16 protein-coding genes are annotated in these 13835 nt (G+C 43.3%); 11 read left to right on the top strand and 5 right to left on the bottom strand.

All coding sequences use genetic code 11. From position 1 onward, the window contains the following. Position 1 precedes the first annotated feature (1 nt). A complete protein-coding gene (rlmD, locus tag HEQ19_24155) occupies positions 2-1372 on the top strand; it encodes a 23S rRNA (uracil(1939)-C(5))-methyltransferase RlmD (GenBank protein WYM02122.1) in 1371 nt (456 codons plus the stop codon). 430 nt (positions 1373-1802) lie between these two features. After that, positions 1803-2255, top strand: coding sequence for an anti-sigma regulatory factor (locus HEQ19_24150; GenBank protein WYM02121.1), 453 nt, complete (start codon positions 1803-1805; stop codon positions 2253-2255). A gap of 148 nt (positions 2256-2403) precedes the next feature. On the opposite strand, the gene HEQ19_24145 is transcribed toward HEQ19_24150, so the two are convergent. Then, positions 2404-2706 (bottom strand): DUF6439 family protein, encoded by a 303-nt coding sequence (locus HEQ19_24145; GenBank protein ID WYM02120.1) that lies wholly within the window; start codon positions 2704-2706, stop codon positions 2404-2406. Between the two features lie 67 nt (positions 2707-2773). Here HEQ19_24145 and HEQ19_24140 point away from each other — a divergent pair, with 67 nt between their 5' ends. The 3 genes from HEQ19_24140 to HEQ19_24130 all read left to right on the top strand — a co-directional run bounded on the left by HEQ19_24140 (position 2774) and on the right by HEQ19_24130 (position 5815). After that, the gene (locus tag HEQ19_24140; protein WYM02119.1) at positions 2774-3136 is read left to right on the top strand and encodes a hypothetical protein; all 363 of its coding nucleotides are present in this window, start codon (positions 2774-2776) and stop codon (positions 3134-3136) included. A 3-nt stretch (positions 3137-3139) separates the two neighbouring features. After that, complete coding sequence (gene asnS, locus HEQ19_24135) at positions 3140-4531, top strand: asparagine--tRNA ligase (protein WYM02118.1); 1392 nt, start codon at positions 3140-3142, stop codon at positions 4529-4531. A gap of 930 nt (positions 4532-5461) precedes the next feature. Continuing rightward, the gene (locus HEQ19_24130) at positions 5462-5815 is read left to right on the top strand and encodes an NIL domain-containing protein (protein WYM03582.2); all 354 of its coding nucleotides are present in this window, start codon (positions 5462-5464) and stop codon (positions 5813-5815) included. A gap of 76 nt (positions 5816-5891) precedes the next feature. Here the strand turns inward: HEQ19_24130 and HEQ19_24125 are convergent, their stop codons facing one another. Together HEQ19_24125 and HEQ19_24120 are read right to left on the bottom strand one after the other, a co-directional pair. After that, complete coding sequence (locus tag HEQ19_24125) at positions 5892-6569, bottom strand: response regulator transcription factor (GenBank protein WYM03581.1); 678 nt, start codon at positions 6567-6569, stop codon at positions 5892-5894. A 368-nt stretch (positions 6570-6937) separates the two neighbouring features. Next, on the bottom strand, positions 6938-7372 hold the full coding sequence (locus HEQ19_24120; protein WYM02117.1) for a ferredoxin: 435 nt from the start codon (positions 7370-7372) through the stop codon (positions 6938-6940). Positions 7373-7860: 488 nt separating this feature from the next. On the opposite strand from HEQ19_24120, the gene groES reads away from it, so the two are divergent. From groES to HEQ19_24105, 3 genes are all read left to right on the top strand, one after another. After that, complete coding sequence (gene groES, locus HEQ19_24115) at positions 7861-8172, top strand: co-chaperone GroES (GenBank protein WYM02116.1); 312 nt, start codon at positions 7861-7863, stop codon at positions 8170-8172. Between the two features lie 70 nt (positions 8173-8242). Beyond that, a complete protein-coding gene (groL, locus tag HEQ19_24110; protein WYM02115.1) occupies positions 8243-9877 on the top strand; it encodes a chaperonin GroEL in 1635 nt (544 codons plus the stop codon). Between the two features lie 494 nt (positions 9878-10371). Beyond that, positions 10372-11154 (top strand): class I SAM-dependent methyltransferase, encoded by a 783-nt coding sequence (locus tag HEQ19_24105; GenBank protein ID WYM02114.1) that lies wholly within the window; start codon positions 10372-10374, stop codon positions 11152-11154. 126 nt (positions 11155-11280) lie between these two features. Here HEQ19_24105 and HEQ19_24100 read toward each other — a convergent pair whose 3' ends face one another. Then, a complete protein-coding gene (locus tag HEQ19_24100; protein WYM02113.1) occupies positions 11281-11652 on the bottom strand; it encodes a hypothetical protein in 372 nt (123 codons plus the stop codon). Positions 11653-11792: 140 nt separating this feature from the next. On the opposite strand from HEQ19_24100, the gene HEQ19_24095 reads away from it, so the two are divergent. The 3 genes from HEQ19_24095 to HEQ19_24085 are packed head-to-tail and all read left to right on the top strand — an operon-like array spanning position 11793 to position 13304. Beyond that, a complete protein-coding gene (locus tag HEQ19_24095) occupies positions 11793-12638 on the top strand; it encodes an urease accessory protein UreD (GenBank protein ID WYM02112.1) in 846 nt (281 codons plus the stop codon). Positions 12639-12665: 27 nt separating this feature from the next. Then, on the top strand, positions 12666-12968 hold the full coding sequence (gene ureA / locus HEQ19_24090; protein ID WYM02111.1) for an urease subunit gamma: 303 nt from the start codon (positions 12666-12668) through the stop codon (positions 12966-12968). Positions 12969-12998: 30 nt separating this feature from the next. Continuing rightward, positions 12999-13304 carry an urease subunit beta gene (locus HEQ19_24085; protein WYM02110.1) on the top strand — a complete coding sequence of 102 codons (306 nt, stop codon included), beginning with the start codon at positions 12999-13001 and terminating at the stop codon, positions 13302-13304. Between the two features lie 109 nt (positions 13305-13413). On the opposite strand, the gene HEQ19_24080 is transcribed toward HEQ19_24085, so the two are convergent. After that, the gene (locus HEQ19_24080; GenBank protein WYM02109.1) at positions 13414-13791 is read right to left on the bottom strand and encodes a GxxExxY protein; all 378 of its coding nucleotides are present in this window, start codon (positions 13789-13791) and stop codon (positions 13414-13416) included. Between the last annotated feature and the right edge of the window lie 44 nt (positions 13792-13835).

The following is a 13835-nucleotide window of genomic DNA, read 5'->3' as shown; positions in this document are numbered from 1 at the left end:
AATGACTAAACTTCTTTGGCAACAGGGTGATTTAATTGAAGTGACGATTACGGATTTGAGTGACATGGGTGATGGCGTGGGACGTTGCGGGGACGATCGCGTAGTTTTTGTCCCAGATGCTGTACCAGGCGATCGCGCTGTTGTCCGTTTAGCACATGTTAAGCCTAATTATGCCCACGGGAAACTTAAAGAAATATTGCAACCATCGCCCCATCGCATCCGACCGAGTTGCATTGTGGCTGATAAATGTGGTGGTTGTCAGTGGCAACATATTAACTATGAGTTCCAAGTAGCCGCAAAGCGTAATCAAGTTATCCAAGCTTTGGAACGTATTGGCTCTTTTGTTCAAGCACCAGTAGATCCTGTGCTGGTAGCTGCTTCATCTAGTGACTATCGCAATAAAGCTACCTATCCTTTAGGAAAATCAACAACCGGACAAGTACAAGCTGGTTACTACCAAAAAGCTAGCCACCAATTAATCAACTTGAATCAATGTCCAGTTCAAGATTCAAGATTAAATCCCATGCTAGCTGAAGTTAAGCAAGATATCCAAACGCGGGGTTGGCAAATTTATGACGAACATCGTCACCAAGGACAAGTTCGTCATCTTGGGTTACGCATTGGACGCCGCACTGGCGAAATATTACTGACTTTGGTCGTCAAGGACTGGAATTTAGCGGGAGTTGAAACCCAAGCCCAGGAATGGTTAAAACGCTATCCCCAGTTGGTGGGAGTGTCGTTAAATCGCAATAGCGATCGCACAAATGCTATCTTTGGATCACAAACCAGTTGTATTGCTGGTGTGCCCTACCTGCGAGAAAAATTTGCTGGATTGGAATTTCAAGTCCGCCCAGATACATTTTTTCAGGTTTATACTGAAACAGCAGAGGCACTATTAGAGGTGATTCAGTCGGAACTGAATCTTCAAGGGTATGAGATGTTAGTTGATGCTTATTGTGGTATTGGGACTTTAACTTTACCCCTAGCCAAACAAGTCCGTCAAGCTATGGGTTTGGAAGTACAACCAGCCGCAGTCGAACAAGCAATTTTGAATGCCGAACGCAATGGAATTCATAACGTTACATTCCAAGTTGGGGCGGTAGAAAAAATCCTGCCAAATTTAGGAATCATCCCAGAAGTGGTATTACTTGATCCGCCGCGCAAGGGGTGTGATCCTGTTGTCATCGAAACTTTACGGCAATTGAAACCATCTCGGATTGTTTACGTCAGCTGTAAAGTAGCCACCCTCGCTCGTGACCTGAAATTACTTTGTCAAGGTGGGCTATATACCATTAAAAGGGTACAACCTGCAGATTTTTTTCCCCAAACTGCTCATGTGGAAGCAGCTGCATTTCTTGTGCTATCACATTGAGACAAGGGAACTGCAATCCTTTACAAATCCACAAATTTTCAATTTGTAGTCTAGTGCATAGTAAAAATGCTAAAATTGAATTAAGCTAAATAATGTAATTGATTTTGTTTAAAGAATTTGATGTTGCATAGGCTCTTAAAAGTGTGAATGGGGTTGTTTAAATTACAAATCGGCAAATAACAGAGTATAACCATACTCTTGCCAGTTTCTAGCATCTTTTGAGGAAGTTGCTATACACCTGACCTATCTTTTATGGCCGTTTTATATATAACCAATCCCCTTTCATAAACTGAGTCCATGCTCCCCAGCATTTTAAAAATTTAGTTTTAAAGACGCAAGTTTGAAGGCAGCATGACCACCTCAATTTTTATCAGGGTGCCTGTGACAGCAAACTGATGTCTAGCTAACTGAAGGCTATGGGGTTTCTCTTGTGATTACCATTTCGCTCCGTCCTGTTGGACGCTATTGGGGTACGATTAGTTTCGCCTCAACTCTATATCTTTGTCCAATTTTAGATTTATTATTGGCAGAGATTCCCGCTAAATTGCAGGCAGAACTGCGGCTAGGACTTCAAGAAGCCTTAGTAAACGCAGCAAAGCATGGCAATAATCTTGATCCTAGTAAAACAGTTGTAGTGCGGTTTTCGTTAATAGACAATCAATATTGGTGGGTAATCTCAGACCAAGGAAGCGGCTTTACTCCGTCATCTGAATCCGATGATATCGATCCTATCGACTATCTACCACCAGATGAAGCAGAAAGCGGTCGAGGGCTGTGTCTTCTCCATCAAATTTTTGATCAAGTACAGTGGAATCGCAAAGGCACAGAATTAAGGCTTTGTAAACAGCTGGAAAACCGCCCCCGCCTATCTCTGCGACGTTGAAGAGAGATGAGGGATGAAAACCATGTGGAATTTATCACATATATCTGCCACATCACACACATCTCCTACATCTCACACATAGCACATATCTGCTACATCTCATACATATATCTGCTACATCTCATACATAACATATATCTGCTACATTTCACACATCCGATACATGTCTCAGTCCTTTATCACCGTGACTGGGACAGCTAGGTGCAGAGATCGAGCGATCTAACCAACCACTGGCCTGTTCTAATCGAGCCAGAGCTTCTTGCGGCTGATCTTTCAGCAAAAACACAAGAGCGGCTGCTGCTTGTTCACTAGCGCGGGAATTGCGGTTAGACTTGAGACGATGCCAATCATCAGGAGAAATACTGAGCCTTTGCATCAGGGCTTGGGCTAGTTCCAAGGTGCTAAATTCATTCAGTTGGCTGGTTTTAGGTAGCTGGCTAGATTGTGTCATGATTGATTATTAGTGCTGAGTTCTGAGTCCAAATGACTGCCGTTCCATACTAGTTTACAACTTGTGCATGAAGCCGCCTAAACAACCCCAGCCACCTGAAGAAAATCAACAACCAGATTTTGAACAAGAACTCGAACAGGTAGAACAATCGCTCATAGCCTTAAAAGAACGTTACGCCCAAGTGCAAAGCGATCGCCAAAAAAAGGCAGAATGGCAACAGCGCCGCCAGCAACTACAACAAAATAAGTATCAACCGCCAGAAATCAAAGCTGAGTTAAGACAAATTAAACAGCAGTTGGAACTGCTAGAACTTAATTTAGAAAGCCAGTTATTTTCTTGGACTAGCTTCAAGAGACCTTTTTGGCAAGCCGTCCGCTTTGGTGGAATGGGCGTTATCATAGGCTGGATATTAAAGTCCTGTGCTGGGTAAATTATGGTAAATCGACGGATTGCAGAAATATTACGAAGTGGTCAACCTGATGAGTCCCTCCTGGTTCAAGGCTGGGTACGGACAAAACGTGAGTCCAAAGGGTTTGCTTTTATTGAACTTAATGACGGCTCATCATTAGCTAATTTGCAAGTCGTCATTAATCAGGATTTACCAGACTACGAAGCGTTATTGAAACAAATCAACACTGGTGCTTCCGTGGAAGTCACAGGGGTACTGGTGGCTTCTTTAGGTAAAGGACAGCGGATTGAATTAAAAGCCGACTCGCTGAAAGTCTACGGGGAAGCTGATCCCGACACTTACCCACTGCAAAAGAAACGCCATTCTTTTGAATTTTTGCGAACTATTGGACATTTGCGATCGCGCACTAATTCCTTTGGTGCAGTTTTCCGCGTCCGCAACGCCTGTTCCACAGCGATTCACCAATTTTTCCAACAAAGAGGCTTTTTGTGGGTACACACACCCATTATCACCGCTAGCGACTGCGAAGGCGCGGGGGAACTATTTAGCGTCAGTAGCTTAAATTTCCAAAATATTCCCCTGACGCAAAATCACGCAGTAGATTACAGTCAAGATTTTTTTGCTAAACCTACATATTTAACAGTTAGCGGTCAGTTGGAAGCGGAAGTCATGGCGATGGCGTTTACTAACGTCTACACCTTTGGCCCTACCTTCCGCGCCGAAAACTCTAATACTTCTCGCCACTTAGCAGAATTTTGGATGGTTGAGCCAGAAATGGCTTTTTGCGACCTGGAAGGCGATATGGATTTAGCTGAGGCGTTTCTCCAACACATTTTCAAATATGTCTTAGAAACTTGCCCAGAAGACATGGAATTTTTCAATCAGCGTATTGATAATACCGTATTAGCTACCGCCGAGAATATTATTAATAATCAATTTGAGCGTCTAACTTATACCGAAGCCATCAAACTTTTAGAAAAAGCCGATTTCCAGTTTGAATATCCGGTAAGTTGGGGCTTAGATCTACAATCGGAACACGAACGCTACCTAGCTGAACAAGTGTTCAAAAAGCCAGTAATTCTCACAGATTACCCAGCGCAAATCAAAGCCTTTTATATGCGCTTAAATGACGATGAAAAGACCGTCCGCGCAATGGATATTCTTGCCCCCAAAATTGGCGAAATTGTTGGCGGTTCCCAGCGCGAAGAACGCCTAGAAGTCCTAGAACGCCGCGTACTGGCGCAAGGAATGAAACCAGAAGATTTGTGGTGGTATCTGGATTTGCGTCGTTATGGTACCGTTCCCCACGCTGGGTTTGGCTTAGGTTTTGAGCGACTCGTGCAATTTATCACGGGGATGGGAAATATTCGGGATGTGATACCGTTCCCACGTACACCTCAAAACGCTGAGTTTTAGCACCAGTTTCATCTAATTTATCGTTAATTTCTCGTTCCCAGGCTCCAGCCTGGGAATGCTATTTTCTCGTTCCCAGGCTCCAGCCTGGGAATGCTATTTTAGAGGTTCTACCTCTGGTCAATTCAAATGACTCAAAGGTACTGAGTTAATCAACTACACGCATCAAAATATAAAAGTTCGTTGCTGAATATTTTTTTAGTCAGGTAAAGAAGGAAACTTCTAAGTACCAATGTTACTGTAATTATCAAAAAAATTAAGTATTTTTGAGGACATCATTATCCAACAAATGCCTTATCATTGTTGGGTTTCCTGCCTCAAACATCAGGACAAAACTCAAAAGAAAATGACAGTTAAAGAGTTGAATTTTTGACACTGCCTATGATATCATTTATGCGAGGTAAATTGAAATAATGATACTGGTATTCAAGGAAAAACTACTCTGAAAACAGAATTTATCATCATCTATTGCTGATTGGTTGATTTCGGGATGATATCAGTTTGGTTCCATTCCATGAGTAAGCAGCAAAGTCTGGAGGTAGTGATATTGATAAATTTTGTAGCTCCTAGCTTTGCCTAATAACCTATGGGGATTATTCAACGATTGAACTCGTTTGAATGTAATTGTTGTCTGCCAAAATGATTCATCAAACTAAAAGCTGACCACTAAGTATTACAAGACAGTTAATCACGGACGGGAAAATACCTATACCCCTGTCCCCTATCCTGTCTTATATTTTCGACTTAGACAGCCATAGGCGATCGCCCACAGCCAAGCTACTCATGGGAAAATCCCACAACCAAACATGAAAATCTCCTTCCCTAGCCCCTAGTCCCTAGCCCCCAGTCCCTGTTTTCAAGACAGAGACAGCATTTGCAGATGCTGTCCCGCTTGTTTTTGTTCTATTAGTGACGGTATTGTGGAAAGAAATTGTGCAACGTAAAAGCCCTATCCCAGAAGTTGAACAGGAAGCTACAATGGCAATTCCCAGTAAACAGGTGACATCTACTACCAATGGTGGAGATAACCGACCCACTAAAACACTGATCCAGGTTTGCATCCCCAAAGAGTTGCACCAAGAACCAATCATTTCGCGATTAGTTTCTCACTACGGCGTCACAGTAAACATTGCTGCTGCTCAGATGGACGCCAACGTGATAGCAGATAGCTGCTTTGTTCTGGAACTACGAGGAACAGTCTCCCAGATTGAAAGCGCCTTAATCTACCTGGATGAACTGGATGTTGAAATTTCGCACCAATCAACCCCCGAAGAAGATGGCTGGTAGATGTTGTTAGAAGTTAGAAGTTAGAAGTTAGGAGTTAGGAGTTAAACAACTCATAACTCTTAACTCTTAACTGTATTTAAGCCATTTGATTTTCAATCGCCCACCGCGCTAGTTCAGTGCGGTTGTGGAGATTGGTTTTGCCCAACATATTGGACACATGGCTTTCAACGGTACGCTGGCTGACATTTAATTCTTCAGCGATTTCCCGGTTAGCTAAACCCCTGGCTACAAACTGTACAACTTTCAGTTCGGTTGGGGTTAACTGGACATCGAAAGGAACCTGGATACGGGAACCGTTTTCCCCTCCTTTTGCTTGGTGTTCTTTCCAACGGATAGTTTGCTTCAGCGAAGATTCTACTTGCGCTACCAGTTCTTCTGGCTCAAAAGGTTTGACCATATATACGTCAGCACCTTTATTTAGACCCTTAACTCGGTCTGCACTTTGTCCCTTAGCTGATAGGAAAAGAACGGGAATCCAACTAGTACGTTCGTTTTGCCGGACTTGTTCCACAAAAGTATATCCGTCCATTTCGGGCATCATCACGTCGCAGATGATCATATCTGGAACATCCTGTTCTAAAATTTCCAGAGCTTCTCGTCCATTTTCAGCGGTGATGACTTCATATCCCCGGAATTCCAAGTAATCCTTCACCAGCAAGATGAGGTTAGGGTCATCATCAATCAGTAGAAGTCGTTTGTGATCTTTCATGCTGGGCTCTTTCATAGCAGTGGCACTTGTCGCGCTTCGGTCCATCAAGGTCTTGTATAGTTATCCTCTATGGTGGATTATTTGAGATGTTGTCGTTCCTTTCCCACTTAACTTGCCATTGCTTCTCGGAACTCTCAGAAGTGGTAATCACTTTTGGGAGACTGCTAGCTAATTGGCAAAAGTCCAGTAAGGATACGTAGAACAGTAGTATTTATAATGCGTTATTATATATCGCTTTGAAACTGGCGGGTGAAAAAACGCTGATTAAATAATAATCTTTCCGGTTCACAAGTTAAGTATTGGCTCAAGATGACCCCAGCTCAAAACCAACCCCCGCTTCAGAGCGTTTACTGCTCTACTATATCCTTCGGATGTTAAGCCTCTATCAGATGTTGACAAGCGACCAGAGAAGTTTAAGACATTAGATGGGTTAAAAATGCAAATTCTTCAACCACCATTATGCCTATCAAGTGTTCTTGGATGATCCGCTCAATAACTCCTGGGCTTGCTTGGCGATACCAGACACCATCCGGGTAAACAACCATTATCCGTCTAGAACTACAAACTCGCAAGCAATTGGCTTTAGTTCTAAACATGCAAACGGGATAACTGTTATGCGACTTGTCGAGTTTGAGCTTCTGGAGCCGCTTTTTTAAGTATTCCCAGAATTCCAGACTAACTTGTTTTGAGCCGCAATGAACAATTGTCTGGTCAGCACAATGAAAAATGTGTAGCTGAGTTTTTGCACGTCCTAAAGTTTCTACACAATGACTTAAGAGTTGATTGCCTAGATATTTAGTAGTTACGGGGATTTGACTGCTGGACTGGATCACTGTATTGTTACTCATCGAGCGGCTCCCTGATTACAGTTCTATAACAATTTCCTCGCTTTGCAAATAAAGTTGGCAAAGATTGGGATTGCGGATTGGGTTAAAGCTGTACCCTTGCTTGTCACCTAGTCCCCAGCCCCCAGTCCCTGACCAAGCCAATTTTAGATTTTAGATTTTAGATTTTAGATTGTTTCGGTTCCTTGCAGGCCCCTTGTGGGCGGAACAAATCCAAAATCCCAAATCCAAAATCCTTGAGCAAGGTACCCTTGTGGTCGGGGTCAATCCAAAATCCCAAATCCCAAATCCAAAATCGTTTGACCATATAAAAATATTCGTCAGATGGAGAACAGAACCAGTAAGCTCTGAACAATTAGGCATTTGTACCTAAGTAAAGACGTGATCGCTGAGTTCGGGAACCCGTACACTAGGAATTCTTGCCATGAGATGCTGCCTTTCGCTAAATTAGCACTCAGGAGTCGAGAGTGCTAAATCGGGAGAAAATTCGTATGGCAGCTGTATCTCTAAGCGTTTCAACAGTTAAACCTCTAGGCGATCGCGTTTTTGTGAAAGTGAGCGCCTCTGAAGAAAAGACCGCAGGTGGTCTGTATTTGCCCGACACCGCCAAAGAAAAGCCCCAGGTAGGGGAAGTAGTTGCCCTAGGACCTGGTAAGCGTAACGACGACGGTAGCCGTCAAGAATTGGAAATCAAAGTGGGAGACAAGGTGTTGTACTCCAAGTACGCGGGTACAGACGTTAAGCTCGGCACCGAAGAATACGTCCTGCTTTCTGAAAAAGACATTTTAGCAGTAGTTGCGTAATAGTCATAAGTCATTGGCTGATGACAACTGACAACTGACAAATAACAATTGACACTGGACAAATAAGACTATGGCAAAACGTATTATCTACAACGAAAACGCCCGTCGCGCTCTAGAGCGAGGTATTGACATCTTAGCTGAGGCTGTAGCTGTTACCCTAGGTCCCAAAGGCCGTAACGTGGTACTAGAGAAGAAATTTGGCGCACCACAAATCGTCAATGATGGCGTTACCATCGCCAAAGAAATCGAATTAGAAGACCACATTGAAAACACAGGCGTGGCTCTGATTCGCCAAGCCGCTTCTAAGACCAACGACGCCGCAGGTGATGGTACAACCACCGCCACCGTTTTGGCTCACGCGATCGTCAAAGAAGGCTTGCGGAACGTTGCGGCTGGTGCAAATGCAATTTTGCTCAAGCGCGGTATTGACAAAGCAGCTGGTTTCTTGGTAGAGAAAATTGCTGAACATGCTCGTCCCGTAGAAGATTCCAAAGCCATTGCTCAAGTAGGCGCAATTTCTGCTGGTAACGACGAAGAAGTCGGTCAGATGATTGCTCAAGCAATGGACAAAGTAGGTAAAGAAGGCGTAATTTCCTTGGAAGAAGGAAAGTCCGTCACCACCGAACTAGAAATCACCGAAGGGATGCGCTTTGACAAAGGCTATATCTCTCCCTACTTTGCTACCGACACCGAGCGGATGGAAGCCGTTTTCGATGAGCCTTACCTGTTGCTCACCGACAAGAAAATTGCCCTAGTACAAGACCTCGTACCCGTACTTGAGCAAGTAGCGCGTGCTGGTCGTCCTTTGGTGATTATCGCCGAAGATTTGGAAAAAGAAGCTTTAGCAACCCTGGTAGTTAACCGCCTACGTGGTGTGCTGAATGTGGCAGCTGTGAAGGCTCCTGGATTTGGCGATCGCCGCAAAGCTATGCTAGAAGATATTGCCATCCTCACCGGTGGTCAATTAATCACCGAAGATGCTGGTCTGAAGCTGGATAACACCAAGCTCGATAGCCTGGGTAAAGCTCGCCGCGTCACCATCACCAAAGACAACACCACCATTGTGGCTGATGGTAACGACGTTGCTGTTAGGGCGCGTGTTGAGCAAATTCGTCGTCAAATTGACGAAACCGAATCTTCCTACGACAAAGAAAAACTACAAGAACGCCTGGCTAAATTAGCTGGTGGTGTCGCTGTAGTCAAAGTGGGAGCAGCCACTGAAACCGAAATGAAGGACAAGAAGCTGCGCCTAGAAGACGCCATCAACGCTACCAAGGCGGCTGTAGAAGAAGGTATCGTTCCTGGTGGTGGTACAACTTTGGCTCACCTCGCTCCTCAGTTGGAAGCTTGGGCTACCAGCACCCTCAAGGATGAAGAATTGATTGGTGCTTTGATTGTGGTTCGCGCCTTACCTGCTCCTCTCAAGAGAATTGCGGAAAACGCTGGTCAGAATGGTGCTGTCATCGCTGAACGCGTCAAAGAGAAGGATTTCAACATTGGCTACAATGCTGCGACCAACGAATTCGTCGATTTGTTTGAAGCTGGTATTGTTGATCCCGCAAAAGTAACCCGTTCTGCGCTGCAAAATGCGGCTTCCATCGCGGGCATGGTGTTGACAACCGAATGTATCATAGTTGACAAGCCAGAGCCTAAAGATGCTGCTCCTGCAGGTGGTGGTGGCGGTGGTGGTGACTTTGATTACTAAGGTTATTTAACCCCCTATTTGTGAAAACAGCTGCTTCCTCCGGGAGGCGGCTGTTTTTTTGTGTGTCATCCTCCAGGCGTTTCAATCGAGAAAATATAGCTAGGGATTAGGGAATAGGGACTAGTCCCGCGATTTCAAACTATTTGTTTAGCCGGATAAATTTTTAGATACCCCTAAATCCACACGATATGATACCAGCTGTAGGGGCACGACAATGCCGTGCCCCTACGCGAAATCTACATGTGTCAGCGTTTTAGTGGTATTGTATAAGACTTTGAAAACACGCCCTAGGGGCTATAGGAAGAAGGGAATAATACCATTTCACCAAAACTCTGATACATATAGAAGCCAGTAGGGGCACGGCACAGTGATTACGTTTCAGCCATTTTAATTTCTATCATATCGCTTTCCTAAATTACATCACCTCTAAACACTCTTTTATTCTCTGGACACCATCTGCGCCTGGAACGGTTCGTTTTCACAACCCAAAACCCATGAGCGAAAAATACACAAACACAACCCCCCTACACACCCTGAACCCCCTAAATCGATTTTCCGACAGAGCAGGCGATTATGTAAAATATCGCCCCAGCTATCCAACCTCAGCAATTGATATTATCCTCGAAGGATTAAATACAAATTCGCGAATTGTCGCCGCAGATATTGGTGCTGGTACAGGAATTTCTTCACGAATATTAGCTGAACGCGGAGTTAATGTAATCGCTATCGAACCAAACGCGGTGATGAGAGAATCTGCTGCATCTCATCCCTTGGTAGAGTTTCGTGATGGAACGGCAGAATTTATCCAATTAGTAGATAAATCTGTTGATTTAGTAACTTGTTTTCAAGCCTTTCATTGGTTTAACCCAGAACCAGCTTTATCGGAGTTCCGCCGGATTTTGAAACCCACAGGACGGTTGGCGGTGGTGTGGAATAACCGCGATAAAGATGATGTTTTCACCTCCGAATATAGCCGTTTGGTACGTGAAGCATCCAACAATCACCCAGCAGAATCGCGGATGCAGTTAGTGGAACCGCTGTTAGCAACGCCTCATTTTATTAATATCCGCGAACATAGTTTTATTTATCGACAAGAATTAGATTTAGCTGGACTTATTGGACGTGCAAAAAGTGTTTCTTATCTACCAAGTGAAGGTTTAGCATACGAACAACTTCTTTCTAGTTTGCAGGATTTATATCAGCAATTTCACAATGAAAACGGCTTTATTTATATGGTTTATCGTACCAGTGTACACCTTGGGGATGTGGTGAATTAAATCTCAGATAAAGATGTAAAAATACTAAGCTAATGCAATTTTAGTATAACCAGGGTGGGCAAGATTTCCACCCAACAATAGGGTTTAGCATTGCTAAACCCCTACAAATTACAGGTAAAATACAAGTTAAATCTCCAGTAGTATTTTTTCAGCTTCTAACAACATCTTCCATCTATCTTTAGAAGAGATATAATCTAACGTTTCTTGGTTTTTTTTGAAGTTTTTAAGACGAATAACCCAATAAATTATGTGTCCAGTTGTTCTATCATAATAAAATTTTTGTTTTTTCTCCCAACCAAGAAATTTTTTTGGAGATATTAAATAGTCTTTTTTTTGAACATTAGAACCATTGGGATGCTTGACAAAATCTTTAACCAATACTTCAATTTTCTGATTATATAAAGAGCAGAATTGTAATAACTTTTTCTCTTCAAAAGTCAAACCAGGACAATCAAAATCAAATTTTCTTTCTACAGCTTCACGTAAAGCGTTAGACATTGACTTTTCTCCTTGTATATTAATCCCATTTTACTTATACAATTATGCTTGCCGCCTCCCAATTTTCACTGCAATTATCATCAAGATATAATCAAGATATAATAGGTATCGCACCGAGATGCGATACCAAATACAAAATTATGAGTGAAACTCTAGCAAAAGAAGTTTCTCATGCTTGGCATGGCAAACTTAACTTAGTCTACGCCCATCGCCAAAATTCGACCCAGCTAATTTACAACCACCAGCAAGCACCCTTGAAAGTGCAACGCCCATTTTATCCAGAGGGCGACAAAGTTTGTCATAGCGTAATTTTACATACTGCGGGGGGCGTCGTGGGAGGCGATCGCCTTTCCTCAAATATCCACCTCCAACCAAATACCCAAGCATTAATCACTACAGCCGCTGCTAGTAAAATCTACCGCAGTAACGGCTTACAAGCTAGGCAAAATATCCAAATCCAAGTTGATGCTGGTGCTTGTTTAGAGTGGTTTCCCCAAGAAACAATTTTCTTTAACGGTGCTAGTTATCGCCAAGATTTACGGGTAGAATTAGCACCCGGAGGTAGTTTTGTCGGCTGGGAGATTACGCGATTTGGTCGTAGCGCTAGAGGGGAGAAATTTTTAGAGGGAGAATGGCGATCGCACACCGAAATTTACCAGCAAGGTGTTCCTTTGTGGATTGACCGTCAATGGTTACCGGGTAGCGAAGAAGTGTTTCACAGTCCCCACGGCTTATTGGGAAAGCCCATCGTGGGTAGTCTCGTTTGGGTTGGTAATGCTGTTTCCGCCGAAATTGTCGCCAAAGCGCGTAATTTGTGGCTGGGTACAGGTGAAGCTGGTGTCACGCAGTTAGAACATGGATTTTTATGTCGATATCGCGGTGATTCTACATCTGAGGTGAGAAACTGGTTTACGGCTGTGTGGCAGATGCTACGAGTGTCTTTTTTGCATCGAAGTTTTTGTATACCTAGAGTTTGGCAGGTTTGAACCCCAGAAAACACAGAGGAGGAAGAAATGCAATTGACGCCGCAAGAGAAGGATAAATTATTGATTTTTACGGCTGCTTTGTTAGCAGAAAGACGTAAAGCAAGAGGGTTGAAATTGAATTATCCCGAAGCGGTGGCTTATATTTCTGCTGCTATTTTAGAAGGTGCGAGAGATGGACAAACTGTAGCAGAATTAATGAGTTATGGTACTACCTTGTTAACGCGGAATGATGTGATGGAAGGTGTCCCGGAAATGATTCATGATGTGCAAGTGGAAGCAACTTTTCCTGATGGGACAAAGTTGGTAACAGTGCATGAGCCAATTCGTTAATTGTCGCACAAAGGAGCAAAGGAGCAAAGTATGATTCCCGGAGAAATCATCACACCAGAGGGAGAAATTGAATTAAATTTCGGTCGTCCAACTACCAAATTAATCGTAGCAAATACAGGCGATCGCCCAATTCAAATCGGTTCCCATTTTCACTTTTTTGAAGTCAACGCCGCTTTGAATTTTGACAGAGAACAAGCCAAAGGAATGCGTCTCGATATTCCCGCCGGGACTGCAGTTCGCTTTGAACCAGGTGATGAAAAAGAAGTCACTTTAGTTCCTTTAGTTGGTAGTCGTCAAGTCTACGGTTTCAATGCCAAAATTAACGGAAACCTCTAAAAACCTTTGCGTAACTTAGCGCTTCCCTTTGTGCCCCTTTGCGTTAAAAAACGGTATATTTATTTTTTAACGCAGAGGAACGCTGAGGTAAACGCAAAGGTACGCGGAGTTAGAGTTTGTTCGCTACACGTTTGATGCCTTCTTTGAGGTGGAGAACATTAAAATTGAGGAGAAGACCGAGTTTACAATTAGTGAGTTTCAGGTAAGTTAAAAGTTGTACAGAGTGAATTGGTTTGATAGATTCCACAGATTTGACTTCAATAATTACTTTATTTTCTACCATTAAATCCAATCGGTAAACACAATCCAATTCTACCTCTTCGTATACCAGGGGTAACGGAACCTGCTTACCAACACGAAATCCCTTCTTCTTCAATTCATAATACAAACACTCTTCATACGCTGATTCCAACAACCCTGGCCCCAACGCAGTATGAACTCGCATTCCACAACCAATTATTACCCCACTCAAATCATTCTCATCCATACTCAGCGTACCTCCGCGTTTACCTCAGCGTTCCTTTGCGTTTA

This window comes from Gloeotrichia echinulata CP02 (genome assembly GCA_038087035.1).
GTDB lineage: Bacteria > Cyanobacteriota > Cyanobacteriia > Cyanobacteriales > Nostocaceae > Gloeotrichia > Gloeotrichia echinulata.
This window is presented reverse-complemented; position numbering and strand designations above follow the sequence as displayed.

Bases quoted from the DNA above. Each gene is read 5' to 3' on its own strand.
- rlmD (WYM02122.1), top strand. From the start codon at position 2: ATGACTAAACTTCTTTGGCAACAGGGTGATTTAATTGAAGTGACGATT.
- HEQ19_24145 (WYM02120.1), bottom strand. From the start codon at position 2,706: ATGACACAATCTAGCCAGCTACCTAAAACCAGCCAACTGAATGAATTT.
- HEQ19_24140 (WYM02119.1), top strand. From the start codon at position 2,774: ATGAAGCCGCCTAAACAACCCCAGCCACCTGAAGAAAATCAACAACCA.
- asnS (WYM02118.1), top strand. From the start codon at position 3,140: ATGGTAAATCGACGGATTGCAGAAATATTACGAAGTGGTCAACCTGAT.
- HEQ19_24125 (WYM03581.1), bottom strand. From the start codon at position 6,569: ATGGACCGAAGCGCGACAAGTGCCACTGCTATGAAAGAGCCCAGCATG.
- HEQ19_24120 (WYM02117.1), bottom strand. From the start codon at position 7,372: ATGAGTAACAATACAGTGATCCAGTCCAGCAGTCAAATCCCCGTAACT.
- groES (WYM02116.1), top strand. From the start codon at position 7,861: ATGGCAGCTGTATCTCTAAGCGTTTCAACAGTTAAACCTCTAGGCGAT.
- groL (WYM02115.1), top strand. From the start codon at position 8,243: ATGGCAAAACGTATTATCTACAACGAAAACGCCCGTCGCGCTCTAGAG.
- HEQ19_24105 (WYM02114.1), top strand. From the start codon at position 10,372: ATGAGCGAAAAATACACAAACACAACCCCCCTACACACCCTGAACCCC.
- HEQ19_24100 (WYM02113.1), bottom strand. From the start codon at position 11,652: ATGTCTAACGCTTTACGTGAAGCTGTAGAAAGAAAATTTGATTTTGAT.
- HEQ19_24095 (WYM02112.1), top strand. From the start codon at position 11,793: ATGAGTGAAACTCTAGCAAAAGAAGTTTCTCATGCTTGGCATGGCAAA.
- ureA (WYM02111.1), top strand. From the start codon at position 12,666: ATGCAATTGACGCCGCAAGAGAAGGATAAATTATTGATTTTTACGGCT.
- HEQ19_24085 (WYM02110.1), top strand. From the start codon at position 12,999: ATGATTCCCGGAGAAATCATCACACCAGAGGGAGAAATTGAATTAAAT.
- HEQ19_24080 (WYM02109.1), bottom strand. From the start codon at position 13,791: ATGGATGAGAATGATTTGAGTGGGGTAATAATTGGTTGTGGAATGCGA.